23 protein-coding genes are annotated in these 26,107 nt (G+C 70.1%); 16 read left to right on the plus strand and 7 right to left on the minus strand.

Annotated features, from left to right (window positions below; all coding sequences use genetic code 11):
* The 11 genes from BM060_RS31150 to BM060_RS33115 all read left to right on the plus strand — a co-directional run.
* The coding region (locus BM060_RS31150) for an integrase core domain-containing protein (protein WP_143096618.1) at positions 1-316 on the plus strand (316 nt) is incomplete at its 5' end.
* A gap of 347 nt (positions 317-663) precedes the next feature.
* Positions 664-2,364, plus strand: a complete 1,701-nt coding sequence (locus tag BM060_RS31155) for a long-chain-fatty-acid--CoA ligase (protein ID WP_074986305.1) — start codon at positions 664-666, stop codon at positions 2,362-2,364.
* A 34-nt stretch (positions 2,365-2,398) separates the two neighbouring features.
* Positions 2,399-3,202 carry a lipase family alpha/beta hydrolase gene (locus BM060_RS31160; protein ID WP_074986308.1) on the plus strand — a complete coding sequence of 268 codons (804 nt, stop codon included), beginning with the start codon at positions 2,399-2,401 and terminating at the stop codon, positions 3,200-3,202.
* 130 nt (positions 3,203-3,332) lie between these two features.
* Positions 3,333-4,943, plus strand: coding sequence for a WS/DGAT/MGAT family O-acyltransferase (locus BM060_RS31165; RefSeq protein ID WP_245322985.1), 1,611 nt, complete (start codon positions 3,333-3,335; stop codon positions 4,941-4,943).
* An 89-nt stretch (positions 4,944-5,032) separates the two neighbouring features.
* The gene (locus BM060_RS31170; protein WP_074986312.1) at positions 5,033-6,388 is read left to right on the plus strand and encodes an MFS transporter; all 1,356 of its coding nucleotides are present in this window, start codon (positions 5,033-5,035) and stop codon (positions 6,386-6,388) included.
* A gap of 20 nt (positions 6,389-6,408) precedes the next feature.
* The gene (locus tag BM060_RS31175) at positions 6,409-7,527 is read left to right on the plus strand and encodes a M14 family metallopeptidase (RefSeq protein WP_074986314.1); all 1,119 of its coding nucleotides are present in this window, start codon (positions 6,409-6,411) and stop codon (positions 7,525-7,527) included.
* A complete protein-coding gene (locus BM060_RS31180) occupies positions 7,524-8,960 on the plus strand; it encodes an amidase (protein ID WP_074986316.1) in 1,437 nt (478 codons plus the stop codon). Before BM060_RS31175 ends, BM060_RS31180 begins: the two co-directional genes overlap by 4 nt.
* Before the next feature lie 56 nt (positions 8,961-9,016).
* Positions 9,017-11,593 carry a LuxR C-terminal-related transcriptional regulator gene (locus BM060_RS33565; RefSeq protein ID WP_074986319.1) on the plus strand — a complete coding sequence of 859 codons (2,577 nt, stop codon included), beginning with the start codon at positions 9,017-9,019 and terminating at the stop codon, positions 11,591-11,593.
* Positions 11,594-12,255: 662 nt separating this feature from the next.
* Entirely contained in the window at positions 12,256-13,203 is a 948-nt protein-coding gene (locus BM060_RS31190) for an alpha/beta hydrolase family protein (protein WP_083426880.1), read from the plus strand.
* Between the two features lie 151 nt (positions 13,204-13,354).
* Complete coding sequence (locus BM060_RS31195; protein WP_083426881.1) at positions 13,355-15,022, plus strand: methyl-accepting chemotaxis protein; 1,668 nt, start codon at positions 13,355-13,357, stop codon at positions 15,020-15,022.
* Between the two features lie 610 nt (positions 15,023-15,632).
* Positions 15,633-15,803, plus strand: a complete 171-nt coding sequence (locus BM060_RS33115) for a hypothetical protein (RefSeq protein ID WP_009622326.1) — start codon at positions 15,633-15,635, stop codon at positions 15,801-15,803.
* Here BM060_RS33115 and BM060_RS31200 read toward each other — a convergent pair.
* Both BM060_RS31200 and BM060_RS31205 read right to left on the minus strand, forming a co-directional pair.
* Positions 15,779-17,011 (minus strand): CynX/NimT family MFS transporter, encoded by a 1,233-nt coding sequence (locus BM060_RS31200; protein ID WP_135499901.1) that lies wholly within the window; start codon positions 17,009-17,011, stop codon positions 15,779-15,781. The two genes, BM060_RS33115 and BM060_RS31200, sit on opposite strands and share 25 nt — an antisense overlap.
* Positions 16,990-17,445 (minus strand): nucleoside deaminase, encoded by a 456-nt coding sequence (locus BM060_RS31205; protein WP_074986324.1) that lies wholly within the window; start codon positions 17,443-17,445, stop codon positions 16,990-16,992. Before BM060_RS31205 ends, BM060_RS31200 begins: the two co-directional genes overlap by 22 nt.
* 114 nt (positions 17,446-17,559) lie before the next feature.
* Here BM060_RS31205 and BM060_RS31210 point away from each other — a divergent pair, with 114 nt between their 5' ends.
* Positions 17,560-18,423 carry a LysR family transcriptional regulator gene (locus BM060_RS31210; protein ID WP_064583093.1) on the plus strand — a complete coding sequence of 288 codons (864 nt, stop codon included), beginning with the start codon at positions 17,560-17,562 and terminating at the stop codon, positions 18,421-18,423.
* On the opposite strand, the gene BM060_RS31215 is transcribed toward BM060_RS31210, so the two are convergent.
* A complete protein-coding gene (locus BM060_RS31215; RefSeq protein ID WP_074986326.1) occupies positions 18,407-20,473 on the minus strand; it encodes a putative bifunctional diguanylate cyclase/phosphodiesterase in 2,067 nt (688 codons plus the stop codon). The two genes, BM060_RS31210 and BM060_RS31215, sit on opposite strands and share 17 nt — an antisense overlap.
* Before the next feature lie 163 nt (positions 20,474-20,636).
* Between BM060_RS31215 and BM060_RS31220 the strand changes: the two genes are divergently transcribed.
* On the plus strand, positions 20,637-21,734 hold the full coding sequence (locus tag BM060_RS31220; protein ID WP_074986329.1) for an FUSC family protein: 1,098 nt from the start codon (positions 20,637-20,639) through the stop codon (positions 21,732-21,734).
* A gap of 33 nt (positions 21,735-21,767) precedes the next feature.
* Here BM060_RS31220 and BM060_RS31225 read toward each other — a convergent pair whose 3' ends face one another.
* The 3 genes from BM060_RS31225 to BM060_RS31235 all read right to left on the minus strand — a co-directional run bounded on the left by BM060_RS31225 (position 21,768) and on the right by BM060_RS31235 (position 23,251).
* On the minus strand, positions 21,768-22,094 hold the full coding sequence (locus BM060_RS31225; protein WP_074986332.1) for a helix-turn-helix domain-containing protein: 327 nt from the start codon (positions 22,092-22,094) through the stop codon (positions 21,768-21,770).
* Positions 22,078-22,332 (minus strand): type II toxin-antitoxin system RelE family toxin, encoded by a 255-nt coding sequence (locus BM060_RS31230; protein ID WP_074986334.1) that lies wholly within the window; start codon positions 22,330-22,332, stop codon positions 22,078-22,080. The genes BM060_RS31225 and BM060_RS31230 overlap by 17 nt, the downstream gene beginning before the upstream one ends.
* Before the next feature lie 160 nt (positions 22,333-22,492).
* The gene (locus tag BM060_RS31235) at positions 22,493-23,251 is read right to left on the minus strand and encodes a 3-oxoacyl-ACP reductase family protein (protein ID WP_074986337.1); all 759 of its coding nucleotides are present in this window, start codon (positions 23,249-23,251) and stop codon (positions 22,493-22,495) included.
* 122 nt (positions 23,252-23,373) lie between these two features.
* Here BM060_RS31235 and BM060_RS31240 point away from each other — a divergent pair, with 122 nt between their 5' ends.
* Both BM060_RS31240 and BM060_RS31245 read left to right on the plus strand, forming a co-directional pair.
* Positions 23,374-24,300: a LysR family transcriptional regulator gene (locus BM060_RS31240; RefSeq protein ID WP_074986339.1), complete on the plus strand. Its 927-nt coding sequence runs from the start codon at positions 23,374-23,376 to the stop codon at positions 24,298-24,300.
* 167 nt (positions 24,301-24,467) lie between these two features.
* Entirely contained in the window at positions 24,468-24,731 is a 264-nt protein-coding gene (locus tag BM060_RS31245) for a PA2433 domain-containing protein (protein WP_009622333.1), read from the plus strand.
* An 84-nt stretch (positions 24,732-24,815) separates the two neighbouring features.
* On the opposite strand, the gene BM060_RS31250 is transcribed toward BM060_RS31245, so the two are convergent.
* Positions 24,816-25,130 (minus strand): I78 family peptidase inhibitor, encoded by a 315-nt coding sequence (locus tag BM060_RS31250; protein ID WP_009622335.1) that lies wholly within the window; start codon positions 25,128-25,130, stop codon positions 24,816-24,818.
* Between the two features lie 212 nt (positions 25,131-25,342).
* Here BM060_RS31250 and BM060_RS31255 point away from each other — a divergent pair, with 212 nt between their 5' ends.
* Entirely contained in the window at positions 25,343-25,708 is a 366-nt protein-coding gene (locus BM060_RS31255; protein WP_009622337.1) for a hypothetical protein, read from the plus strand.
* The last annotated feature ends 399 nt before the right edge of the window (positions 25,709-26,107 follow it).

The following is a 26,107-nucleotide window of genomic DNA, read 5'->3' on the forward strand; positions in this document are numbered from 1 at the left end:
CTCGGATCGTGGTAGCCAGTACGCCAGCGAGGTTTATCGTGCGCTGCTCAGGCGGCATGGCCTGGTGTTGAGCATGAGCCGCAAGGGAAATTGCTGGGACAACGCGGTCATGGAACGCTTCTTCCTGAACCTGAAAATGGAGCGGGTCTGGCAACGTGACTACGCCAATCATGCCGAGGCTATGACCGATATCGCCGACTACATCGTCGGCTTCTACAACAACGTGCGTCTGCACTCCAGCTTGGGCTATCTGCCACCCACCCGCTACGAGCGCAGGCCACCCAGACAACCTATCGAAGTGTCCGAAATTATTTGACCACCACACCTACGCCCCCGGCAAACCCCATTCGCGAGCAAGCTCGCTCCTACAGGCCCCCCGCCAACCTGCAGGAGCACATCGCAAACAGGGAACACAGCAACCCCAAACCACAACTGCTTATCCCCCCACACCAACCACCCCATAACCCCCATGAATCCCCCACCCTCCACGCCGCTGATCACGCCAGAACCCCCGCCCCAGAGCCCCTCCAGCCCCCATCCATCAGCCTTTGGCACGAACGCCAGCCCCCACCATCGGCACTTTCTCCAAGCCGCAAATTCCGGACAGTTCATACAAGCGCCGCAGCCTCACCATGCTTGCAAACAATAAGGAGACACCAGCAAGTGCAAACCCCCTGGACTCGCTCATACCCTGCCGGCGTGCGCTGGAACACCGACCTCTCCGGCCTCAGCGTGCTGGACATGCTCGATGACTCGGTGCGCCGCTGGCCCGACCGCCCGGCCATCGACTTCATGGGCCGCAACATCGACTACCGCGAACTCGCCTCGCTGATCGACCGCGCCGCCAAGGGCCTGCAGGACCTGGGCGTCGGCCCCGGCGTCCACGTCGGCCTGTACCTGCCCAACGTGCCGCAGTACGTCATCAGCTTCTTCGCCATCCTGCGCGCCGGCGGCACCGTGGTGAACTACTCGCCGCTGGACGCCGGCGAGGTGCTCGCGCACAAGATCGAGGACAGCCGCACCGACATCCTCGTCACCCTCGACCTCAACAGCCTCTACCCGCTGATGGCCCGCCTGCTCGACAGCACCCGCCTGCACACCCTGGTGGTCGGCTCGCTGGGCGAGTTCGGCGCGCAGCCGCGGGAGATCCGCGCCCGCCTGCAGCAGGAAGGCCAGCTCGCCCAGGTGCACTACAGCGAGCAGTGCCTGCCCTTCGAACAGCTGCTGGACAACGAAGGCGACTGGCAGCCCCACGCCCTGCCGCCGCTGGATGAGGCCCTGGCCGTGCTGCAGTACACCGGCGGCACCACCGGCCTGCCCAAGGGCGCCATGCTGACTCATGCCAACCTCGGCGCCGCCGCGGCCCAGGTGGCGATGATCAACGTCGACAACGACCAGCGCCTGCACGAGGGCCGCGAGAGCATCCTGGTGGTGCTGCCGCTGTTCCACGTCTACGCCATGGTCGGCTGCCTGCTGTTCCCGGTGGCCGCGGGCGCCGAAATGCGCCTGCACACGCGCTTCGACGCCGGCGCCGTATTGCGCGACATCCACGACAACCGGGTGAGCTGCTTCCCCGGCGTGCCGACCATGTTCACCGCCCTGCTCAGCCACCCGCAGGTGGGCGAGTACGACCTGCGCTGCCTGAAGATCTGCGCCTCCGGCGGCGCCCCGCTGCCGGTGGAGCTGATGCAGCAGTTCAAGGCCCTGACCGGTTGCCAGATCACCGAGGGCTGGGGCATGACCGAGACCTGCACCGGCGGCACCTTCACCCCCGCCGAGCGGCCCCAGGCCGGCTCCTGCGGCGTGCCGCACATCGGCGTGGACATCTGCTTCCTCGACCTGGAGGACGCCGGGCGCAAGGTGTCGCCGGGGCAGAACGGCGAGCTGGCCATCCGCGGGCCGAACATCATGCGCGGCTACTGGAACAACCCCCAGGCCAGCGCCGAGTCCTTCACCCACGACGGCTACTTCCGCACCGGCGACGTCGGCTACATGGACGCGGACGGCTACATCTACATCGTCGACCGCACCAAGGACATGCTCCTGTGCGGCGGTTTCAACGTCTACCCGCGGGTGATCGAGGAAGCCATCTACGCCCACCCGGCGGTGGAGGAAGTCATGGTCCTGGGCATCCCCGACGCCTACCGCGGCCAGTCGCCCAAGGCCTACGTCAAGCTGCGCCCCGGCCATGCGGCCTTCGACCTCGACGCGCTCAAGGACTTCCTCAAGGAGCGCCTGGGCAAGCACGAGATGGTGCAGGCCCTGGAAATCCGCGCCGACCTGCCCAAGACCGCCGTGGGCAAACTGTCCAAGAAGCTGCTCAAGGACGAAATCGCCGCCGCTCAAGCGAGCGCCGGTAACTGAACCCGTAGTACCTCCGTACAAGGAAACCGCCATCATGCCCGCCGCTTTCTACGAGTCCCTCACCGCCCCCTTCCGCCGGCACCCGGTGGAGCGCCGCCCCTCGCCCATGCTCTGGGCGCTGGAGTCGCGCGCCCTGCTGGAATGGGCCTCGATCCCGGCGGCCATGCCCTGGCTGCTGCTCAACGTGCCGCGCGGCGACGGCCACAGCGTGCTGGTACTGCCCGGGCTGATGGCCCACGACTGCACCACCCTGCCCCTGCGGCGCTTCCTCGACAACCGCGGCTACGACACCCACGGCTGGGGCCAGGGCCTCAACCGCGGCCCCAGCCGTGGCGTGGTCGAGCGCCTGCTGGCGCAGCTGCAGGAACTGCACGAGACGTCCGGGCGCAAGGTCAGCCTGATCGGCTGGAGCCTGGGCGGCATCTTCGCCCGCGAACTGGCCCGCGCCATGCCCGCCAGCGTGCGCCAGGTGATCACCCTCGGCAGCCCGCTGTACGGCCCGCCGCAGACCAGCACCAACGCCTGGGAGCTGTACCGCCTGGTGCGCAGCTTCAAGCGCGAGAGCGAGGAACGTGGCGAAGAGGCGCCGCCGGTGCCCACCACCTCCATCTACAGCCGCGCCGACGGCATCGTCGGCTGGGGCGGCAGCGTCGAGCGCCAGGGGCGCCTGACCGACAACATCGAAGTCAACTGCGCCAGCCACATCGGCCTGGGCGTACACCCACTGGTCTGGTACGCCATCGGCGACCGCCTGGCGCAAGCGCAGGACCAGTGGCAGAAGTTCCGGCCGCGCGGTCTGAAGCGCGCGCTCTACCCCTTCCGCGCCCCCCGGCGCTGAGGGGCACACCGGCCCGGCGGCAATGGGCCTTGCGAGTACTTTCCCTGCAACAACAAGAACGAAGGTTGGTGATGCGATGAAACATTTGAGCGGGATGGACGCCATATTCCTCCACATGGAATCGGCCGAGATGCCTACGCACATCGGTTCGCTGCATGTGCTGCAACTCCCCGAGGGCCATGACGGCGACTTCTTCGAGGAGGTCAAGCAGTACCTGACCGGGCGCCTGCACCTGGCCACGGTCTTCACCCGCAAGCTGGCGTTCATGCCCTTCGACCTGTCCGACCCGGTGTGGGTGGAGGACGAGCAGCTGGACCTGGAACACCACATCCGCCACATCACCCTGTCCAAGCCCGGCAGCAACCGCCAGCTGCAGCAGGCCGTGGCGCGCAGCCACGCCAGCCTGCTCGACCGCAGCCGGCCGCTGTGGGAAGTCACCATCATCGACGGCCTGCGCAGCGGCGAAGTGGCGCTGTACGCCAAGGTCCACCACGCCAACGTCGACGGCCAGGCCGGCATCGAGCTGGTCCGCGCGCTGTTCGACGACGTGCCCAGCGGCCGCGTCGTCCCGCCGGCGCCGCCCAAGCTGCGGCGCAACCAGTACCAGCTCGGCGTCGCCGAACTGGCCGGGGCGGCCATCGGCAACGCCGGGCGCCAGTACGTCAAGCTGGCGAAGATGCTGCCGGACATGCTCCGCGCCGGGCGCAGCCTGCTGCCGGTGATCGGCGACGGCAACCTGCGCAACTGGCGCAGCCTCGATCCGCGCAAGCTGCTGGCCCCGCGCACCCCGCTGAACGTGGCCATCACCAACCAGCGCAGCTTCGCCGGGCGCACCGTGCCCCTGGCCGAGATCAAGGACATGGCGCGCCAGCTGGACGTGAGCTTCAACGACGTGGTCATGGCCACTGTCTCCGGCGCCCTGCGCCGCTACCTCAAGGCCAGCGGCGAGCTGCCGGAGAAACCCCTGACCGCCGCCGCGCCGGTGAGCCTGCGCGCCCCCGGCGACGACACCGCCAATAACCAGGTGAGCATGCTGGTGGTCGACCTGGCCACCGACGAGGCCGACCCGCTGCAGCGCCTGCAGCGCATCAACGCCTCCTCGACGCAGCGCAAGGCGGCGATGAACAAGTTCCGCTCGGCCATCCCCATGGACTTCCCGATCTTCGCCGCGCCCTGGCTGCTCTCCGGCATGGCCGCCATGTACGGCCGCTCGCGCCTGGCCAACTGGATGCCGCCGCCGGCCAACCTGGTGATCTCCAACGTCACCGGCATCCCCGCCCAGCTGTACTTCGCCGGGGCCAAGGTGCTGTGCTACTACCCGGTGTCCATCCCCTCCCACGGCATGGCGCTGAACGTCACCGTGACCAGCTACCACGACCGCCTGGACTACGGCCTGATCGCCTGCCGCCGGGCCCTGCCGGACCTCAACGACCTGGGCGACCACCTGCTGGCCGAACACCGCCGCCTGCTCGAACTGGCGCGCAACAAGGTTGCCGCGGCGGTGCAGGGCAAGGGCGGCGACAAGCCGGCCAGCCAGAAGCACAGCGCCGCCGCCAAGGCCGTCGCCAGCAAGCAAGGCGAGGCTGCGGACAAGTCGGCAGCCAAGGCCAGGAACCCCGCCAAGGCGCTGCCCAAGGCCCGGCCGGCGGCCCCGCCGCGACGCAAGGTGAACGGCGCCGCGGCGCAACAGCCCAGCCCCGCGCCGCAGCCGGCAGCGGCCGAAGCCACACAGGTCCAGTGATCCCGGCGCCGGCCCGCCGCGCGGCGGCCCCACAAGGGCCCCGTGGCGGCGGCCGGTAACCCGCGGTAGACCCCACCCCGGAGCCTCGCATGTCCACAGTCATCAGCGCCCCCGCCGCGGCACAGGCCGCCCTGGCGCCCCAGGGCGACGCCGAAGCCGTCTACGGCAAGATCACCCGCCGCCTCATTCCCTTCCTGTTCATCTGCTACCTGCTGAACTTCATCGACCGCGCCAACATCGGCTTCGCCCAGTTGCAGATGAAGAGCTCGCTGGGCTTCAGCGACGCCGTCTACGGCCTCGGCGCGGCCATGTTCTTCGTCGGCTACGTGCTCTTCGAAGTGCCCAGCAACATGCTTCTGCAGCGCATCGGCGCGCGCCTGACCATCATGCGCATCATGCTGCTCTGGGGCCTGGCCTCCAGCGCCACCCTGCTGGTCACCACGCCCACCCAGTTCTACGTGGTGCGCTTCCTGCTCGGGGTGTTCGAGGCCGGCTTCTTCCCCGGCATCGTCCTCTACCTCACCTTCTGGTACCCGCCGCAGCGCCGCGCCCGGGTGCTGGCGTTCTTCTGCATGGCCCAGGTGGCCGCGGCCTTCATCACCAGCCCGGTGTCGGGCTGGATCCTGAAGAACCTGCACGGCGCCCATGGCTGGGAAGGCTGGCAGTGGATGTTCTTCATCGAGGGCATGCCCACGGTGCTGCTCGGCCTGCTGGTGCTGTGGCTGCTGCCCAATGGCCCGCAGGACGCCAAGTGGCTGACCCCGGACGAGCGCGAACTGGTGCGCCAGGGCGTGCAGGGCACCACCGGCGCCGACGTCGACGGCGGCGGCCATGGCAAGGGCGTACTCGCCGCGGCGCTGCGCGACCCACGGGTCTACCTGCTGGCCTTCGGCGCCTTCGTCTCCGGCTGCGCCGGCTACTTCCTGGCCTTCTGGACGCCGACCATCATCCGCGAGCTGGGCGTGGCCGACCTGCAGCTGGTCGGCCTCTACGCGGTCATTCCCAACGTCTTCGCGCTGTTCGCCATGTTCTGGTACGGCCGCCGCTCCGACCGCCGCGACGAACAGCGCCTGCACTGGGCCTGGGCCTTCGTCGCCGCCGCCGCCGGCTTCCTGCTGCTGGCCTGGGCCATCGGCAACGGCAGCCTGGCCTGGACGCTGGTCGCCATCACCACCGGCGGCTCGGCCCTGGTGGCGGCCACCCCGGTGTTCTGGGCCATGGTCACCCGCTACCTGGCGCGCGAACGCGCCGCCGTCGGCATCGCCCTGGTCAACACCCTGGCCAGCGTCGCCGGCATCAGCCCGGCCGTGGTCGGCGCCATCAAGACCCGCACCGGCAGCCTGGACGACGCCATCTACCTGCTCTGCGCGCTGTTCGTGATCGCCGCCGTGGCCATGGCCCTGGGCATGCGCAAGGCCCTGGCGGCGCCGCAGCAGCCGGCCTGAACCGGTCCCGAGGAATAGACATGTCATCGCCAATCCACGCACCCGCCTGCTTCGCCCAGAGCTACGCCCAGGCCCGCGGGCTGTTCCTCGCCGCCACCCGCGCCGCCGGGCTCGACGTGCACAGCCACGCCCACCCCCTGCCGGGGCGCGACGGCGAGCCGCTGGCCACCGACGTGGCGCGCTTCGGCGCCGCCGACGCCGAGGCGCTGCTCATCGTCAGCAGCGCCTGCCATGGGGTCGAGGGCTTCTGCGGCTCCGGCGTGCAGAACGCCCTGCTCGCCGATGCCGAATTCCACCGCCGGGCCGCGGCCGCGGGCGTCGCCGTGCTGTACGTCCACGGCCTCAACCCCTGGGGCTTCTCCTGGTGGCACCGCTGGACCCACGAGAACGTCGACCTGAACCGCAACTTCCAGGACTTCGACGCCACCCCGGCGCTGCCCGCCAACCCCGGCTACGACGCCCTGGCCCAGGCCCTGGTGCCGGACACCTGGCCAGCGCCCGAAGCCGACGCGGTGCTCTATGCCTACCTCGCCGAGCATGGCCCGCGGGCCATCCAACGGGCCATCAGCGGCGGCCAGTACAGCCACCCCGAAGGCCTGTTCTACGGCGGCGCCGCGCCGACCTGGAGCAACCTCACCCTGCGCGCAATACTGCGTGAACACGCCAGCCGCTGCGCACGCCTGGGCTGGATCGACCTGCACACCGCGCTCGGCCCCTGCGGCCATGGCGAGCGCATCGCCCACGCCCGCCCCGGCGACTCCGCGGGCCTGGCCCGGGCCCGCGCCTGGTGGGGCGAGCAGGTGACCTCGCTGTACGGGGACGACTGCGTCTCCGCCGAGCTGGCCGGCAACATGTGGCACCTGGCCTACCAGGCCTGCCCGCAGGCCGAATACACCGGCATCGGCCTGGAATACGGTACCGTGCCCTCGGAAGAGGTGCTGATGGCGCTGCGCGGCGACCAGTGGCTGAGCCGCCACCCCGAGGCCGACGCCGGCACCCGCGAAGCCATCAAGCGCCGCCTGCGCGACGCCTTCTACGTCGACACCGACCACTGGAAGGAACGCATCGTCGAACAGGCGCTGGATGCCGCCCACCAGGCGCTCGACGGCCTGGCCGCCCGCACAGGAGCCCCCGCATGAACGATTCGCTGCACCTGCTCGACGCCACCGCCCAAGCCCAACTGGTCTACCGCGGCGAAGTCACCCCGCTGGAGCTGGTGGACGCCGCCATCGCCCGCATCGAAGCGCACGACCCGGCGCTCAACTCGGTGATCTGGCGCCAGTTCGAACTGGCCCGCGAGCGCGCCCGCGGCCCGCTGCCCGGCGGCCCCTTCCGCGGCGTGCCCTTCCTGCTCAAGGACCTGGCCGGCGGCGCCGAGAGCGGCCAGCCGCTGTCCTACGGCAGCCGCCTGGGCCTGGGCAACCGCGCCGACCACGACACCGAGCTGGTGCGCCGCTACCGCGCCGCCGGGCTGATCACCGTCGGGCGCAGCAACACCCCGGAATTCGGCATCACCCCCAGCACCGAGCCGGCGGCCTTCGGCCCCTGCCTCAACCCCTGGAACCTCGGCCTCTCCGCCGGCGGCTCCAGCGGCGGGGCCGCCGCCGCGGTGGCCGCGCGCCTGGTGCCCATGGCCCACGCCAGCGACATCGGCGGCTCCATCCGCATTCCCGCCTCGGCCTGCGGGGTGTTCGGCTTAAAGCCCAGTCGCGGGCGCAACCCGGTCGGCCCCAAGATCGGCGAAGGCACCGGCGGCCTGCCCGCCGAGCACTGCTGCTCGATCTCGGTACGCGACAGCGCCGCCCTGCTCGACGCGACCTCGGCGCCGGACTACGGCGCGCCCTACGTGGCCCCGTTCAAGGCCCGCCCCTACCTGCAGGAAGTCGACGCCCCGCACCGCCGCCTGCGCATCGGCCTGCTGCGCACGCCGCTCACCGGCGTCGCGGTGCACCCCGACTGCCTCGCCGCGCTGGAATCGGCCGCCCTGCTCTGCCGCGGCCTGGGCCACGAGGTCAACGACGAGGCGCCGACGGTGAGCGACATGCCCGCCGTCGGCCAGGCCTTCGCCCGGCTCTTCGTGGTGTCCACGGCGCTGCACCTGCGCAGCCTGGAACAACAGGTGGGCCGCCAGGCCGGCGAGCACGACATCGAGCCGCTGACGCGCGCGGTGGTCGGCCTGGCCGGCCAGGTCAGCGCCACCGACTACGTGCTGGCCCAGCGCACCCTGCAACGCATGACGCGGGAGATCGCCGCCTTCCACGAGCACTACGACCTGATCCTCAGCCCGACCATGGCCTGCCCGCCGAGCGCCATCGGCGAACTGGCCTTCCGCGAAGGCGAAACCCTGGAAGCCTTCTTCGCCCGTTCAGGCCCCTTCGCCGCCTTCACCTCCGTGTACAACGCCACCGGCCAGCCGGCCATGAGCGTGCCGCTGCACTGGACCGCCGGCGGCACGCCCATCGGCGTGCAGTTCGCCGCACGCCTGGGCGACGAGGGCACCCTCTTCCGTCTCGCCGCCGAACTAGAACGCGCCCGCCCCTGGGCCTCGCGCCTGCCGCCACTGCGCGGCTGAGCCGAGCGCACATCCGCATCAGCGCCCCGGCAGCCCCGGGGCCAGGAGTTCCGCAGATGAATTCGCACCCCAACCTCCACGCCATCGCCAGCCGCCCTGCCCCACGCGCCCTCAGCGGCGCGCTGCCGCTGCTGCCGGCCCGCCACGTCGCGCGGCCGCGCCTGCTGCAGCGCCTGCTCGGCGGGCGCCAGCGGGTGAACCTGCTGCACGCCCCCGCCGGCTTCGGCAAGAGCGTGCTGCTCAACGAATGCGCGCGCCAGGCCGGCCCGCGCGGCCGCGTCGCCTGGCTGGACCTGCGCGGCCGGCCGCTGCAGGAGGGCGACTTCCTCAGCCGCCTGGCCATAGTGCTGGACCTGGACCCCAGCGCGCGGAACTGGCAGGAAGACCTGCAGCGCCTGCTGGAGGGCAGCGCGCAGCCACTGTGGATCGTGCTCGACGACTACCCGCGGCAGAGCGATGCGCGGCTGGACGCCTGCGTGGCCCGCCTGCTGGAGACCAGCGCCATCGACATCCGCTGGTGGATCGGCTCGCGCCGCCGCCCGGACTGGAACCTGCCGCGCCTGCTGCTGCAGGGCGAACTGCTGGAACTCGATGCCAGCGACCTGGCCCTGGACCATGACGAACTGGAGCACCTGCTGCGCAAGCAGCAGGCCGAAGCGAGCGACGGCGACAGCGTCGACCTGCTGTGCCACAGCGCCGGCTGGCCGGCGCTGCTCGGCCTGCTCGCCCTGCAGGGCCGCATGCGCTGGCCCGAGGCCGGCGGCGGCCTGCTGCACGACTACCTGCGCCGCGAAGTGCTCGCCCCGCTGCCGGCGCAGCTGCGCGGCGCCTTGCGCGTACTCAGCCACCTGCCCCGCTTCAAGGCCGGCCTGTGCCGGCATTTGGGCTCGGTCGGCGAGGCGGCCTTCGCCCAGCTCAGCCAGTTGCAACTGCTCCGGCGCCTGGACGAGAACGCGGGCTGGTTCGCCGTCTGGCCGCCGCTCGCCGAGCTGCTGCGCCAGGAACAGGACGACGCGCCGCCCACCGACGCCCTGCTCGAAGCCAGCCAGTGGTTCGCCGAGCACGGCGACCTGCGCCAGGCCACCCAGCTGGCCCTGGCCGCCGGCTCCATCGAGCGCGCCGTGGCGCTGCTGCAGGACGCCAACAGCGACCAGATGATGGTCGAACACAGCGCCGTGCAGCTGCTGCGCTGGCGCGACGAACTGCCCGCCGGCCTGCTGCAGTCCAGCCCCAAGCTGATCCTCCTGGAGACCTGGGCGCTGATCATCTGCGCCCGCCTGGACGAGGCCATGGACTGCCTGCAGGCGCTGGAGCGCTTCCTGCCGCGGCCGGACGCCCACCGCCAGCGGCTCAGCCTGGCGCACTACCAGGCCATCCTCGGCGTGCTGCAACGCCAGTTCGCCCTGCCCGATGCACGGCGCAACTGCAGCGACGCCCTGCAGCACCTGGAGGAGCACTACTGGGGCCAGCACATCCTCTGCCACCAGGCCCTGGCCCAGCAGGCCATGGTCGAGGGCGACCTGATCATCGCGCGGCAGCACTGCCAGGCCGGCCTGCGCCTGTCGCGGCGGCACGCCAGCCTGTGCTTCGAGGCCCTGCTCAGCGTCGAACACATCCACCTGCTGGCCCTTTCCGGCGAGCACCACCACGCCCTGGACTACGCCGAGCAGATGCTCGCCGAGCTGCGCAAGGGCACCCACGGCGGCCCCATGAGCGCCCGCCTGCACGTGCTGCGCGGCGAACTGCTGACCCTGCGCGGCGAGGACGTCGCCGCCGAAGCCGCGCTCCAGCAGGGCCTGCGCGAGGCCGAGGAATGCCAGGACGCCTACCTGCTCTACGCCTACCACGCGCTGATCAGCCTGGCTTGCGAGCGCGGCGAGGTGGAACGCGCCCACCAACTGCTGCTGGCCGCCGAGCGGCGCATGCAGCGCCTGTGCATCCCCGAGATCCGCTACCGCGAAGTGCTACGCCTGGCCCGCGCCCGCCTGTGGCTGGCCAGCGGCGAACCGGCCAAGGCCCGCGACGAACTGCTCGACGTGCTCGCCGAACTGCGCCTCAACCCCCTGCTGGCGCCCACCGGCTTCTATGACCTGCAGTACCGCGCACGCCTGCTGCTGGCCCAGGCCCAGGGCGAGCTGGGCGAAGCCACCCGCGCCAGCCAGGAACTGCTGGCCCTGCAGCGCGACTGCCAGCGCCTGGGCCTGCGCAGCCTGGCCTGCGAAAGCCAGCTGCGCCTGGCCGAGGCCCTGCACGGCCTGGACCCGGCCGCCGCCGAGGAACACCTGCGCGAAGCCCTGCAGGACTGCCGCCGGCTGTCCCTGCTGCGCCCCCTGGCCCGGCTGCAGCGCAAGGACGCCAGCTGGTCGCGGCAACTGCTGGCGCAACTGCCCACGGCCCCCCAGGCCCAGCCCACAGCGACCACCGCCCCGGCGCCGACGGAAATGCTCAGCCAGCGCGAACTGGAAGTGCTGGAACTGATCGCCCAGGGCTGCTCCAACCAGGAAATCGCCGAGCAGCTGGAAATCTCGCTGCACACGGTGAAAACCCATGCCCGGCGCATCAACATCAAGCTGGAGGTGGAAAGACGCACCCAGGCGGTGGCGCGGGCCAAGGCGAGTGGGTTGTTGGCTTGATGGGGGGTCTTGGTGGGTGTTTTTCCTGGGGGATCGGTGTACTGGGGCTAGTCCGCACCCTCTCCCCAGCCCTCTCCCTGAAGGGAGAGGGGGCTAGTCCGTGCCGAGAGAAGGAATGGTTTCAGCCAGTAATCTCTGTGCCAGCCGGCTAACGCCGAAACACCAACGCACACCGAACGGTCCCCTCTCCCTTCAGGGAGAGGGTTAGGGAGAGGGCGCTCTTAAACCCAACACCACAGCCACCAACAAACTCCATCGCGGACAAAGTCCGCTCCGTTGTTTCTGGGTTCCCGCGAACGCGGGAACCCAATAAACCGTTACCCCCACGGCACAGCCAGGCACAGCCTCTCGTAGGAGCGAGCTTGCTCGCGAACAACCCCCGCAGCGAGGCCCATTCGCGAGCAAGCTCGCTCCTACGAAGAGCCCCGCCCCCTCTGCACCGCTTTTTCCCACCCCACCTGAACCTACCCCCCAACCCCACCCCAGCGCACACTGACAACCGGATCAGCGAGGCCAACCGCCCCGCTGCCGATCTGCAGCCTCCGCCGCCCCAACCCCGGTCGCACCCGGATGGGTGCGGCGGCTTTTTTCCCGCAACTGTACTGGTAGCGCCCCATCGCCCGGCGCTAGAGTGCCTGTTGCACAACGGGAAAGAGAACGCCATGGGCCAGCCACTGACCTTCGACGCCACCGACGGCTACCCGCTCCGCGGCCGCCTCTGGCGCCATGCCGAAGCGGCGGCGCAGCCACGGCCGCTGGTGATCGTCAACCCGGCCACCTCGGTGCGCAGCGACTACTACGCACGCTTCGCCGACTACCTGCACGACCAGGGCTTCGACGTGCTCTGCTATGACTACCGCGGCATCGGCGGCTCGCGCCCGGCCTCGCTGCGCGGCTTCTCCGCCAGTTGGCTGGACTGGGGCCGCCTGGACTTCGAAGGCGCCCTGCAATGGGCCGTCGCCAACGCCCCGCAGCAGCCCATCCAAGTGGTGGCGCACAGCGTCGGCGGCTTCCTCGTCGGCCTGGCCCCCTCCAACCACCTCATCCAGCGCGTGTTCAGCATGGGCGCGCAGTTCGCCCACTGGCGCGACTACGCCCCCCAGCGGCGCCTGCGCATGCTGCTCAAGTGGCACCTGGCGATGCCGGTGCTCAGCGGCCTGTTCGGCTACTTCCCGGCCAAGCGCCTGGGCTGGATGGAAGACACGCCCCACGGCGTGGTGCGCGACTGGACGCACCGCGCCCCACGCTTCGAGGACGCCTACCGGCGCGGCCCGCGGGCCATGCCGGCGGAGGAACGCAGGCGCCTGGCCGAAGGCTTCGCCGGGCTGCGCGGCGACACCCTGGCCCTGAGCGTCACCGACGACGAATTCGGCACCGGTCCGGCCATCCAGCGCCTGCTCGACTACTACCGCAACAGCCGCTGCCTGCACCTGCGCCTGCCGCCCCGGGCCATGGGCTTCGCCGGCATCGGCCACTTCGCCTTCTTCCACAGCCGCTTCCAGGACAGCCTCTGGCCCATCGCCCTGCGCTGGCTGCGCGACGGCGAGCTGGACGACAGCCTCGCCGCCTACCTGGTGCACCCGGCCCGGCGCCATCCGACGCCCGCCTGACAGCTAAATTCCCCAGGCAAATCAAGGCACTGCCCGACCGAAGGCAGTGATATCCCCTGGCCATTACACAAGACTGTCACATGGCTTTCATATGCTCTGCGCGTCCGAAACCCGCTCGCCAGAGCATCACAGCAGTCCGTGGTAGCCCGTGATGAAGACACTCCAAGCCCTCCTCGGCCGATTCGCCCGCTGGGAGCCCCTGCGGCGCCTGCGCATCGGCCAGCGTACCCTGCTCTGCTTCCTCTTCAGCGCGGTGCTGCTGGGAGGCGTCGGCGCCTATTGCCTGTACCAGATGGCGGCCATCCGCGCCCAGGGCGAGGCCATCGACAGCGACCAGCTGCCGAGCATCGCCCTGGCCGACAGCATCGCCCTCAACCTCGCCCAGTTGCGCGTGCGCTCCATGCAGCAGGTGGCCAACCCCGATCCCATGGTGCGCAGCGGCAACAAGGTGATCATCGAGCAGCTGGCCCTGGACATCGAACAGGAATTCCGCGACTACCAGGCGCTGATCAGCGACGACACCGAGCGCGGCGCCATCGAGGCGCTGCACCAGGCCTTCGGCCAGTTCATCCAGACCATCCGCGACGAACAGCAACTGCTGGAGCAGCAGAAGCTGGACGAGGCGCGCACCCTGCTGATCGCCAACATCGACCAGCAGGGCGAGGCCATCGACACCCAGGTGCAACTGCTGCGCGAGCTCAACCGCCAGGCTGCGGACAGCGCCACCAGCGCGGCCGCCAGCGCCTACGCCCAGGCCCTGCGCATCGTCTGGGCGGCCCTGGGCGGCGCCCTGCTGGTCACCCTGCTGCTGGCCTGGCGCCTGACGCGCAGCCTGGTGCGGCCGCTGGCCGAGGCGCTGCAGGTGGCCGAGCGCATCGCCGGCGGCGACCTCAGCCAGGGCGTGCACAGCCGCGGCCGCGACGAGGCGGCACAGCTGCTGGAGCGCCTGGGGCGCATGCGCGACAACCTGCAGGGCACCATCCGCCAGATCGGCGAGGCGGCCGAACAGCTGGCCACCTCCAGCGAGCAGATGAGCATGGTGATGGACGAAGGCAGCCGCGGCCTGCACCAGCAGCACGGCGAGATCGACAACGTCAGCCGCGCCATGAGCCAGATGAGCGCGGCGGTGGGCGACGTCGCCGAGCACGCGCAGAGCACCGCCGCGGTGGCCCGGCGCTCCAACGACGAGGCCCTGGACGGCCAGCAGCAGCTGGCCACCACCCTGGGTTCGCTGCGCGAGCTGGGCGAAGGCGTGCGCCACGCGGCGCAGCAGGCCCAGGGCCTGGCCGAGCAGACGCTGAACATCAGCAAGGTGCTGGACGTGATCCGCAGCGTCGCCGAGCAGACCAACCTGCTGGCGCTCAACGCCGCCATCGAGGCAGCCCGCGCCGGCGAGGCCGGGCGCGGCTTCTCGGTGGTGGCCGACGAGGTGCGCGCGCTGGCCAAGCGCACCGGCGACTCCACCCGCGAGATCGAACAACTGATCGGCGCCATCCAGCAAGGCACCGGACGCACTGTCGAGGCCTTGCAGCAAAGCGCCGAGCAGGCCGAGCACACCCAGGGCCAGGCCAGCGCCGCCGACCGCGCCCTGGCGCAGATCATCGAGGCCGCGCGCAGCATCGACGAACGCAACCGGCGCATCGCCGAATCGGTGGAACACCAGGCCGCCATGGCCCGCGACATCGAGACCAACCTGGGCAACATCCGCGACCTGTCCAACCAGAGCGCCGCCGGCTCGCAGCAGACCAGCAGCGCCAGCCACGAACTGTCGCGCCTGGCCGTGGACCTCAGCGGCCTGGTGCAGCGCTTCCGCCTGTAGAAACGACCTGCTCTTCGTAGGAGCGAGCTTGCTCGCGAATGGGGTTTACCGGTGGCTACGGTGTTGGGTGCAAGAGCGCCCTCTCCCCAGCCCTCTCCCTGAAGGGAGAGGGGGCTTGTCCGTGCCGAGAGAAGGAATGGTTTCAGCCGGTAATCACAGTGCTAGCCGGCTAACGCCGAACTATCAGCATCTGCCCAACGGTCCCCTCTCCCTTCAGGGAGAGGGTTAGGGAGAGGGAGCGGAGTCAGCCGAACACGCCGAAGTCACCGGTACCGTCCGTTCGCGAGCAAGCTCGCTCCTACGAGAAGCCATGCTCGCCTGCAACGTAACCCGTAGGATGGGTTGAGCGAAGCGATACCCATCACCGCAACCGCATGGGTTTCGCAAACTCAACCCATCCTACGAAAAGCGCCTCGGCGCGGTCGGCAAGACTCTTGCGCATGGGGGTATGCCCATCTGTAGGAGCGCGCCCTGCGCGCGAATCGCGGGCAGGGCCCGCTCCTACACAGGAAGGCCACGTGCCATGACGCCGGATTTGCCCCGGGTCAACCCCTTTCGAGCCGCAGCTGGCCTAGACTTATCCTATCAACACAATGGATAAGGCCCACCCATGGATTCCTTCGGCGTCACCCTCGCAGTCATCATCTTCGGCATGTTCATGCTCGGCATCGGCTTCACCATCCGCGAGCGGGGCGCGGGCGTGCTGCTGATGTGGGTCGGCGTGCTGAGCATGCTGTCGATCATCACCTACCGCATCTACCTCGCCACCTCGGCGGTCTGAGCGCCGCGCCAGCCGTGCATCGCCCGGGCGTAACCGGCCGGGGCGAAGCGCAGGGTCACCCCCAGCATCAGCAGCACCGACAGTGCCAGCAGCGTCCAGGAGGCCTGGAAGCTGCCGGTGGCGTCGCGCAGCCAGCCGGTGACGTAGGGAATGATGCCGGTGATGATGAAGCCGATGCCCTGCACGAAAGCCGCCAGGCTGCCCGCCGGGCCGGGTTCGGCCAGGTGGTCGAGGGTCAGCGTCAGGCTCAGCGCGAAGCAGGCGCCCAGGCCGTAGCCGATCAGCGCCACCCAGGCCGTCGGCAGCCCCAGGGGCGACAGCAACAGGCCGGCGAAGCCGCCGAGCTGGATCAGCAGGCACAGGCACAGCCAGGGCCGGCGGTCCGCCGAGCCGCGGCTCAGGGCCGGCATGCTCAGCGCGCCGAGCACCTGGAAGATGGTCATCAGGCCGATCAGTTGGCCGCTGCCCTGGGCGCTCCAGCCCAGTTGCCGGTAGAACATCGGCAGCCAGGCCACCATGCTGGTGTAGCCGCCGTTGATCAGCCCGAAGTACAGCGCCAGCAGCCACGCCCGGCGGCTGCCGAAGAAGTGTTCGCCACGCCGCGCCACGCTGGGCACCGCCGCCTCGCGCGGGCGCACCAGGGCCCACAGCAGCAGCCCCAATACGGCCAGCGCCACCCAGGCGCCCAGGCCCAGCTGCCAGTGCCCGGAGCCCCCGGCCAGCACCGGCGCCAGCACCGCGGCGGTGCCGCCGCCGGCCATCAGCGAGGCCGAGTACAGGCCCATGGCCGCCGGCACCCGCTGCGGGAACCAGCGCTTGACCACCCCCGGCACCAGGGCCTGGATGATGGCCACGCCGGTGCCGGCCAGCACCGCGCTGGCGATCAGCGCCAGGCCGCTGTCCAGCAGCAGGCGCCAGGCGCAGGCCACGGCGATGGCCAGCAGCCCGGCGAGCATGCCGCGACTCTCGCCCAGGCGCGGGCCCACCCAGGGCAGCGCCAGGGCGAACAGGCCCATGCACAGCACCGGCAGCACCGTCAGCAGCGACGCGCCCTGGAAGCCCAGGCCGGTGGCCTGGCGGATTTCCGCGAGCAAGGGGCCGATGGAGGTGAGGATCGGCCGCAGGTTGATGCCCAGCGCGACTATGACCAGCAGGCCGATCCAACCGACCCGCGCCTTGTCGCCGCTCACGCCTGGTGCTCCCGCCAGAAGCCGTAGAGCCCCTCCTCGTCTTCCGGACGCCGCGGCTGCAGCGGCAGCGACTGCCACTCCACCGGCTGCGCCATCTGCGCGTACACCGCCGCGGTGGACAGCCCGTAGGGCTCGCCGTCGGCGTTGGAATAGGCGTAGTAGGCGGCGCTGACGCCGCTCAGGTGCATGGCCGCCAGGCACATCGGGCACGGGTGGCCGCTGGCGTAGATCACGCAGCCGTCCAGGCGCGGGCTGCCCAGGGCGCGGCCGGCCTCGCGCATGGCCAGCAGCTCGGCGTGGGCGGTGGGGTCGTGGTCCAGGTGGATGCCGTTGGCGGCGCGGGCGAGCACCTCGCCGTCGCGCACCAGCACGGCGCCGAACGGACGGCCGCCGGCCTCGACGTTGGCCCGCGCCAGGGCCAGGGCTTCGCGCATGAATGCCAGGTGTTGCATGGGGAATCCTCTTCAGCGGGGCCCGTGCGGCGCCCCTTTCGTCGAAAGGGATTATCCCGGCATGACCTTCCATGGTGAAATTAAATGGAAAAATGACTTCCAGTGGATTTCCAAATGCTAGATCCGACCCTGCTGCGCAGCTTCGTCATGGTGGTGGACGCCGGCAACTTCACCCGCGCCGGCGAGTGGCTGCACCTCACCCAGTCCACCGTCAGCCAGCAGATCCTGCGCCTGGAGGAACAGCTCGGCTGCCGCCTGCTGGAACGCGGCCGCCGCCAGGTGCTGCCCACCGAGGCCGGCGAGCGCCTGCTGGGCTACGCCCGGCGCATCCTCCAGCTCGGCGAGGAGGCCCGCGCCGCCCTCGGCGAGGAACACAGCGAGGGCGTGCTGCGCCTGGGCATGCCCGAGGACTTCGCCGGCGAGCGCATGATGCCGCTGCTGGCGGCCTTCGCCACGCAGCGCCCGCGCCTGCGCCTGGAGGTCTCCAGCGGCCTCAGCCACGAGTTGCTGCGCCAGTACCGCAACGGCGAGCTGGACCTGGCCCTGGTCAAGCAATGGGGCGCCGACAGCGACTGCCTGGCGCGCTGGCCCGAGCCGCTGTGCTGGCTGGACAGCGCCGCCAACCCGGCGGCCGCCCGCGAGCCGCTGCCGCTGGTGGCCTTCCCGCTCGGCGCGCTGTACCGCCAGGAGATGATCCACGCCCTGGAGGCCCAGGGCCGGCGCTGGCGCATCGCCTACGGCAGCGCCGCCCTGGCCAGCCTGTCGGCGGCGGTGGCGGCGGGCCTGGGCGTCAGCCTGTTGCCGCAGCGCTGCCGGTCGCCGGCGCACCGCGTGCTCGGCGCCGCCGAGGGTTTCCCGGAAATCACCGGCCTGGAACTGGCGCTCTACGCCCGCGCCGACCTGCCCAGCGCCGGCCGCAGCCTATGCGAGCAACTGCGCGAGCTGTGCGCGCAGCTCAGCCTCACACCGGCTGGGTGAGCCGGCCCAGGAACTGCTCGGCCGGGCACGGCTGGCCGAGCAGGTAGCCCTGCAGCGAGTCGCAGCCCAGGCGGGTGAGGAAGTCCTGCTGGCGCGGCGTCTCCACGCCCTCGGCGACGATGCGCAGGTCCAGCGCCTGGCCCAGCGCGACTATGGCCGAGACGATCGCCGCGTCGTCGCTGTCCTGCTCCAGGTCGCGGACGAAGCCGCGGTCGATCTTCAGCTCGTTGGCCGGCAGGCGCTTGAGGTAGAGCAGGCTGGAATAGCCGGTGCCGAAGTCGTCGATGGACAGGTCCACGCCCATGTCGGCCAGCTGGCGGAGGATCGCCAGGCTGTTGTCGGCATCGCGCATGGCGGTGGTCTCGGTGATCTCCAGGGTCAGGCAGTTGGCCGGCAGCGAATGCCGGCGCAGGGTCGCGGCGACGTTCTCCACCAGCGCGGCATGGCAGAACTGCAGCGCCGAGAGGTTCACCGCCACGCGCCAGTCGGTGTAGCCCTGCGCGTACCACTGGCGCATCTGCCGGCAGGCCTCGTCCAGCACCCACTCGCCGATGGGGATGATCAGCCCGGTGCGCTCGGCCAGGGCGATGAAGGCGTCGGGCATCAGCAGGCCGCGCTGCGGGTGCTGCCAGCGCAGCAGCGCCTCGGCGCCGACCAGGCGCTGGCTGGCGGCGTCGAACTTGGGCTGGTAGTGCAGCACGAACTGGCGCAGCTCCAGGGCCGCGCGCAGGTCCTGGAGCATCTGCAGGTGGTTGCGCGCGTTGGTGTTCATCGACTGCTCGAAGAAGCTGTAGGCGTTCTTGCCGCTGCCCTTGGCGTGGTACATGGCGGCGTCGGCGTTCATCAGCAGTTCCTGCTGGGTGGCGCCATTGCCCGGGTAGAGGGCGATGCCGATGCTGCCGGAGATGCGCAGCTCCTGATCGTTGACGTGGAACGCCTCTGCCAGCAGGCCGATCTGCTGCCCAGCCAGGCTCGCGGCGTCCTCCGGCGCCTTCAGCTCGACCAGCAGGACGAACTCGTCGCCGCCGATGCGCGCCAGGGTGTCCTCGCCGCGCAGGCTCTCGCGCAGGCGCCGGGCCACGGCCTGCAGCAGCTGGTCGCCGATGTGGTGGCCGAAGGCGTCGTTGACCGGCTTGAAGCCGTCCAGGTCGAGGAACATCAGCGCGAAACAGCCGCCATGGCGCTGCACCTTGGCGATCAGCTGGCCGATGCGGTCCTCCAGCAGCAGGCGGTTGGGCAGGCGCGTCAGGTTGTCGTGCAGGGCCAGTTGGGTGAGTTCCTGATTGGCCTGCGCCAGGGAGTCGGTGAGCTGCGCGGTTCGCGCCTCCAGGCGGGCGTCGAGCACCGAGGTGAGCAGCGCGATGGCGAGGATGGCCAAGGTCACGAGGATCACCAGCAGCGCCAGCCAGCCGTTGTCCAGCCCGGCCGGCGCGGCGCCGCAGAAGCTGCCCAGGGGGAAGCGCGCGGCGGCCATGCCGGTGTAGTGCATGCCGACGATGGCCAGGCCCATCAGCAGCGCCGCGCCGCCACGCACCAGGCGCACGTAGGGGGTGTTGCGGCGCAGGCGGAAGGTGATCCACAACGCCGCGCCCGAGGCGACGCCGGCGACCACCAGGGACAGGCCGAACAGCAGCGGGTCGTAGTCGATGCCCGGCTGCATGAGCATGGCGTACATGCCCAGGTAGTGCATGCCGGCGATGCCGCAGCCCATCACCAGGGCGCCGGCCAGCAACTGCCAGGTGGGCAGCTGCCGCTGGCCGACCAGGGCCAGGGCGAAGCCGGAGCTGAGCACCGCCAGGGCCAGCGACAGCAGCGTCAGGCTCAGGTCGTAGCCCAGCGGGATGGGCAGGCTGAAGGCGAGCATGCCGATGAAGTGCATCGACCACACGCCGATGCCCATGGCCACGGCACCGCCGCCGATCCACAGCCAGGCACTGGCGCCCCGGGCCCTGGCGATGCGCCCGGCGAGATCGAGGGCGGTGTAGGAGGCCAGAACGGCGACGAAGAGGGAAATCAGCACCAGCGCGAGGTCGTAGCGGCCTGTCAGCATGTCGAATCTCTGGAGCGCGGCCCGTGGCGCGCGCAAAAGCGCAGATTCTAGCCAAGCGCCGGCACCTTCAACCAGATGCATTTCGGTTGCGGGGCGCCGCCGGGTTTGCCGCTCGTCGGCCACAGCACCTAAGCTGAGCGGGTTCACTCCACGAGGAGCCCCCTTGGCGAACATCCTGCAATCCCTGGCCCTGCCCTGGCGCCGCCTGGCCAACCCCTACACGCGCTACCGCTACGCCGCCTGGATCCACTGCGTGCGCGTCGGCCTGGCGCTGCTGGCCTCCATCCTGCTGACCACCGGCATCGACATCCCCCACGGTCTCTGGGCCTCGGTCACGGTGCTGGTGGTGATGGGCGGGCTGGTGCACCAGGGCACCATCCGCGGCAAGTCCCGCGACCGTATCCTGGGCACCCTGCTGGGCGCCGCCGTGGGCCTGGCGATCATCCTGGTGCACAACCTCAGCGGCTCCAACGTGCTGGTCTACCTGCTGATGTCGCTGGCCGGCGCCGTGGCCGCCTTCTACGCCATCCGCCGCCCCGGCTACGTGGCGCTGCTGGCGGGCATCACCATGTGCACGGTGGCCGGGCATGGCGACAACAGCATGACCGAGGGCCTCTGGCGCATGCTCAACGTGCTGATCGGCGTGGCCCTGGCGCTGGTCTTCGCGCAGATCTACCCGCTGCGCGCGGTCTACGTCTGGCGCTACCTGCTGTCGGACAACCTGCGCGCCTGCGCCCGCCTGTTCGGCCAGCTCAGCAGCAGCGCCGACCTGCGCGCCGAGCACTTCGCCAGCCAACTGGAGGAACTGGACCAGCGCCTGGTGGCCTCCCGCGCGCACCTGGCGCCGGTGGCGCGGGAAACCGGCATGCCGCTGCGCGAGCTGGAACTGATCCAGCGCGCCCACCGGGCCATCATGGGCACCCTGGAATCGCTGCTCGCCTCGCGCCAGTTCGCCGCCCAGGCCGGCGAGATCGCCCCGCCGCCCGCCGACCTGGAACCCATGCGCCAGGCCATCGGCCGCCTGTTGCTGCAATCGGCCCACGCCCTGAAGTTCAGCCGCACCTCGCGCCTGGTGCAGGAATGCCAGGGCAGCGGCCACCTGCCGCCGCGCCCGCAGAGCCTGGCCGGCTCCTTCGAGGTGCAGGGCTTCTACTGGCTGACCCTGCGCCTGTACGAGCAGGTGGAACAGCTCTCCGCACAGCTGGCCGGCAGCGCCGCGCACTGGAACATCCAGAGCCGCGACCGGGTGCCGGCGCGGTGAGCCTTCGGGCGCCCAATGCAAGGTGTCGGGAAACTACAGCTCCAATTGCGCCGGCGCTATGCCGAGCGCACTGGCGATGCGCGCCCGGGTGGCTTTCCTCGGCCGCGTCGACGCCTCCTGCTGCGCATAGGCGGACTGCGTCACGCCCAGGCGTTCGGCCACCTCCAGCTGCGTCAGCCCCAGGTGCTCGCGCCAGGCCCGGATGGCGCTGGCGCCGTCCACCATGCGGCTGACCACGTCATGGGGAATCAGGTTCTCATCCAGGCGATGCTGCGCCACATAGTCGGCATAGGGGATCACCACGAAGGCCGGCTTACCGTCCGTGTCATTGATGATCTGCACCTTAGTAGGTTCGCTCATCGCGCTTCTTCACCTCTTGCACCGCAACGATCCTAATTTCACCGTCCCAATCGAACAGTACCCGGTAGTTGCCGACGCGAAGCCGGTAACCGTAAGTGTGATTGTTCAGCGCCTTCACATGCCGGCAATCAGGCATCCGGCTCAACTCGCCAACGGCATCGCGAATCTGTGCCTGGTGGCGCCCGTCCAACCTGAGCAACTGCTTGACCGCCTTCCGCGTCCAGTTGACGGAGTTCATCGGATATTAGCCTTTTATTAGAATTCCGATAAATACCTTATATCCATGCCAGCCCCTGGGATTGCGCTTCTCAATGCGAGTCATGCCCTCTGGCTTTGGCGGGATGATGGGTAAGGCGCGTGGCGGCATCCCCTGCCGCCACGCGCCTCCATGAAAGGTCTCAAGCCGCGAAGCCGCCGTCGATCAGCAGGTTGGCGCCGGTGATGTAGGCCGCTTCCGGGCCTGCCAGGTAGGCCACGAAGGAGGCGATTTCCTCGGCGCGGCCGTAGCGCTCCAGGGCCATCAGGCCTTTCAGCGACTCGGCGAACTCACCGCTGTCCGGGTTCATGTCGGTGTCCACCGGGCCGGGCTGCACGTTGTTCACGGTGATGCCGCGCGGGCCCAGGTCGCGGGCGAAGCCGCGGGTCAGGCCGGTCACCGCGGCCTTGCTCATGGCGTAGACGCCGCCGCCGGCGAAGGGCATGCGCTCGGCGTTGGTGCTGCCGATGGTGATGATGCGGCCGCCCTCGCCCATGTGCCGGGCCGCGGCCTGGGTGGCGACGAACACGCTGCGCACGTTGACCGCCAGGGTGCGGTCGAAGTCCTCCAGGGTGAACTCGTCCAGCGGTGCCACGGCCAGTACGCCGGCGTTGTTCACCAGGATGTCGAGGCGGCCGAAGTGCGCGGCGGCGCGCTCGATGGCGGCCGTCAGCGAGTCGGCGTCGGCGCTGTCGGCCTGGATGGCCAGGGCGCGGCCGCCGGCGGCCTGCACGGTGGCGGCCAGGTCTTCGGCCTTCTGCGCCGAGCTGACGTAGGTGAAGGCCACGGCGGCGCCGTCACGGGCCAGGCGCTGGACGATGGCCGCACCTATGCCGCGCGAGCCGCCCTGAACGAAGGCGACCTTGCCGGCGAGGGAGGTGTTGGGGGTGCTGGTGCTCATGTCGGTGCTCCGGGAAAGGGTGGGAAGTGAAGCGACAGGCACAGTCTCCTCCTGGGATTCCCTACCCGGTAGCCGGTAATCGCTATATTCAGTCGATCCGATTGGTTTATGCGAGCACGGCCATGGAAACCCTCAACAGCATCGAATGCTTCGTCCGCAGCGCCGAGGCCGGCAGCTTCGCCGCGGCGGCCCGGCGCCTGGGCCTGACGCCGGCGGCGGTGGGCAAGAACGTCGCCCGCCTGGAAGCCGGCCTGGGCGTGCGCCTGTTCCAGCGCAGCACCCGCAGCCTGAGCCTGACCGAGGCCGGCGAACGCTTCCTGGCCGAGGTGGCGCCCGGCCTGGGCAGCATCCGCAACGCCCTGGCCAACCTGGCCGGCGCCGACGGCCAGCCCAGCGGCACCCTGAAGGTGAGCATGGGCCTGGTGTTCGGCCGCGACTACATCCTGCCGCTGCTGGGCGAGTTCCTCGGCCGCTACCCGGCGATCCGCCCGGACTGGCACTTCGACAACCGCCAGGTGGACCTCATCGCCGAGGGCTTCGACGCCGCCATCGGCGGTGGTTTCGAGCTGCCGCCGGGGGTGGTGGCGCGGCGCCTGTCGCCGGCGCACCTGGTGCTGCTGGCCAGCCCCGCCTACCTCGACGCCCGCTCGCCGATCCGCACGCCGGAGGACCTGGCGCAGCACGACGGCATCCGCATCCGCTCGCCGCAGACCGGCCGCGTGCGCCCCTGGGCTCTGAGCCACCGCGGCGGCAAGGGCCAGGCGCCCATCGAACTGGGCGAACGCATGTACATGAGCGACCCGGAAGCGGCCTGCCACGCCGCCCTGCAGGGGCTGGGCATCACCCTGGTGAGCATGCAGCACGCCGTGCCCTACCTGGACGACGGCCGCCTGCTGCGGGTACTGCCGGACTGGTACGTGGACGCCGGCATCACCAGCCTCTACTACACCGCCCACAAGCTGCTGCCGGCGAAGACCCGCGCCTTCGTCGACTTCGTTCTCGAGCAGTTCCGCGCGCGGCAGCTGGACCGGCGGTTTTCCGCGCTGTAACGCGAAAAAAATGACACGTCCGGCAGAAGGCAAGGTCGAAACAGGCGTCAGGTATTCCTGACCGCCCCGATCGGCATCGGGTGAAGCGCCATCCACGGACCCGCAGGCTCGCCCTGCCAAGGCCCTGCGCCCCAGGTTCATGGTGAACCCATCCAGGAGACAGCCCCATGAAGAAGATCGCCCTCGTCCTCGCCGCCACCCTTGCCCTGCCGCTGGCAGCCATGGCCGACAGCAAGCTCTGCGACGCCAACCTGACGCAGTTGAAGGACTTCATCGCCACGGCCAGCAAGAACGCCACCGGCGTGAAGGTCAACGTGGTGCAGGAGCATATCGACCAGGCCGAGAAGGCCCGCGCCGCCGGCGACTACGAGTCCTGCGTGAACCACACCACCCAGGCGCTGCGCATCATCCGCAAACCGGCCAACCGCTGACCGGGTACCCAGGGTGCGGGAGCCCTCGCCGGGCTCCCGTCACCCCGCGCCCGGGCATTGCACGCCGGGCGCGGTTTCGCCGCCTCAACCGCAGTTGAGCCCGCGCACTATTTCGCTGTCGTCGACATTGATGTTCAGGCGCTGCGAGTTGTATTCCAGGGTCACCGCATCATGGGGGTGCAGCGCGCGTGCGCTCTGCGCGCCGGAGTCGCGCCGGGCCTGCTCCACCAGCGCCTGGGACAGCGGCTTGCCGACCAGCGACTGCACCGCCCCGGCATTGCAGCGGCCGGTTTCGGGCGCGGCGGCGGCCGGGGATTCGGCGGGCTTGTCGGCGCTGCTGCAACCGGCCAGCAGGATGGCGCCGAACAGCATGGCCGGCAGGGCTCGATTCAAGGGCATAAAGCCTCCTTGGCTTGAGGGAAAACCGCAACCATAACAAGCCGCGCCGCAGCCGGCCCGGTTTTTGTGTTGCCGGCTGCATCGAAGCAGCCCCGGAACGACCGTACGGCGCCCTTTACACAGGATTTACACAGCGCCGGTTACACTTTGCGGGAACAGAATGTCTTAGAAGTATCCGGCCCCCAGGCCGGGAATTTCAGGAGGTAAGACAGATGATTCGCCGGATCCCGCAACTCGCCCTGGTGTTGTGCGCGTCCTTCGCCCTGGCCGGGCAGGCATCGGCCAACAGCAATACCGATGCGGCGGCCATCGGCGCGGTGGTCGGCGCCGTCGTGGGTGGCGCTGTCGTCGCCGGCGCCTCCGCGCCGCCTGCCCCGGTCTACGTGCAGCCTGCCCCGCCGCCGGCGGCCTACTATCCGCCGGCCCCGGTGTACTACGCTCCGCCGCCGCCTCCGGTGGCCGTGGTGGTGGCGCCGCCGGTGCGCTATTACCGGCCGGTGTACTACGGGCCGGCGTACTATGGGCCACGTTATTACGGGCCGCCCCATGGTTACTACCGTGGGTATCGGCACTGGTGATGGATGGATAGTGCCTGGGTCTGGAAGAGCGCCGTTTCCTGTTGAGGGGAACGGCGTTTTTTCTGGGGCATGTTTTGTTTGATGGCGAGCCTTTATCTCACGCTCAGCCCCCGTCATTCCCGCGAACGCGGGAATCCAGTGACTGGCGGGTTCGCGAGCAAGCTCGCTCCTACGAAAAGCAAAAGCGCGTCCGCTCTTGGGACTTCCAGAGAAACCTCCGCGCACTCCGAAACGCCCCTTCAGAAGGCCGAGCGAAACCGGCGCTCAGGAGGTCATGCGACATGGATGTCGCGAGAGCCCCGATGGGCTACAGGGACGTACCCTCGGGGCGGGCCTCCGTGGCGGGGGAATTCGTGAGGGTAGCCCGGCTTCATCGGGCCCGTATGTCGGGGCAAGCCT

It is taken from the genome of Pseudomonas citronellolis, from assembly GCF_900112375.1.
GTDB lineage: Bacteria > Pseudomonadota > Gammaproteobacteria > Pseudomonadales > Pseudomonadaceae > Pseudomonas > Pseudomonas citronellolis.

Bases quoted from the DNA above. Each gene is read 5' to 3' on its own strand.
- BM060_RS31160 (WP_074986308.1), top strand. From the start codon at position 2,399: ATGCCCGCCGCTTTCTACGAGTCCCTCACCGCCCCCTTCCGCCGGCAC.
- BM060_RS31165 (WP_245322985.1), top strand. From the start codon at position 3,333: ATGCCTACGCACATCGGTTCGCTGCATGTGCTGCAACTCCCCGAGGGC.
- BM060_RS31170 (WP_074986312.1), top strand. From the start codon at position 5,033: ATGTCCACAGTCATCAGCGCCCCCGCCGCGGCACAGGCCGCCCTGGCG.
- BM060_RS31175 (WP_074986314.1), top strand. From the start codon at position 6,409: ATGTCATCGCCAATCCACGCACCCGCCTGCTTCGCCCAGAGCTACGCC.
- BM060_RS31180 (WP_074986316.1), top strand. From the start codon at position 7,524: ATGAACGATTCGCTGCACCTGCTCGACGCCACCGCCCAAGCCCAACTG.
- BM060_RS33565 (WP_074986319.1), top strand. From the start codon at position 9,017: ATGAATTCGCACCCCAACCTCCACGCCATCGCCAGCCGCCCTGCCCCA.
- BM060_RS31190 (WP_083426880.1), top strand. From the start codon at position 12,256: ATGGGCCAGCCACTGACCTTCGACGCCACCGACGGCTACCCGCTCCGC.
- BM060_RS31195 (WP_083426881.1), top strand. From the start codon at position 13,355: ATGAAGACACTCCAAGCCCTCCTCGGCCGATTCGCCCGCTGGGAGCCC.
- BM060_RS33115 (WP_009622326.1), top strand. From the start codon at position 15,633: ATGGATTCCTTCGGCGTCACCCTCGCAGTCATCATCTTCGGCATGTTC.
- BM060_RS31205 (WP_074986324.1), bottom strand. From the start codon at position 17,445: ATGCAACACCTGGCATTCATGCGCGAAGCCCTGGCCCTGGCGCGGGCC.
- BM060_RS31210 (WP_064583093.1), top strand. From the start codon at position 17,560: ATGCTAGATCCGACCCTGCTGCGCAGCTTCGTCATGGTGGTGGACGCC.
- BM060_RS31215 (WP_074986326.1), bottom strand. From the start codon at position 20,473: ATGCTGACAGGCCGCTACGACCTCGCGCTGGTGCTGATTTCCCTCTTC.
- BM060_RS31225 (WP_074986332.1), bottom strand. From the start codon at position 22,094: ATGAGCGAACCTACTAAGGTGCAGATCATCAATGACACGGACGGTAAG.
- BM060_RS31230 (WP_074986334.1), bottom strand. From the start codon at position 22,332: ATGAACTCCGTCAACTGGACGCGGAAGGCGGTCAAGCAGTTGCTCAGG.
- BM060_RS31235 (WP_074986337.1), bottom strand. From the start codon at position 23,251: ATGAGCACCAGCACCCCCAACACCTCCCTCGCCGGCAAGGTCGCCTTC.
- BM060_RS31240 (WP_074986339.1), top strand. From the start codon at position 23,374: ATGGAAACCCTCAACAGCATCGAATGCTTCGTCCGCAGCGCCGAGGCC.
- BM060_RS31245 (WP_009622333.1), top strand. From the start codon at position 24,468: ATGAAGAAGATCGCCCTCGTCCTCGCCGCCACCCTTGCCCTGCCGCTG.
- BM060_RS31250 (WP_009622335.1), bottom strand. From the start codon at position 25,130: ATGCCCTTGAATCGAGCCCTGCCGGCCATGCTGTTCGGCGCCATCCTG.
- BM060_RS31255 (WP_009622337.1), top strand. From the start codon at position 25,343: ATGATTCGCCGGATCCCGCAACTCGCCCTGGTGTTGTGCGCGTCCTTC.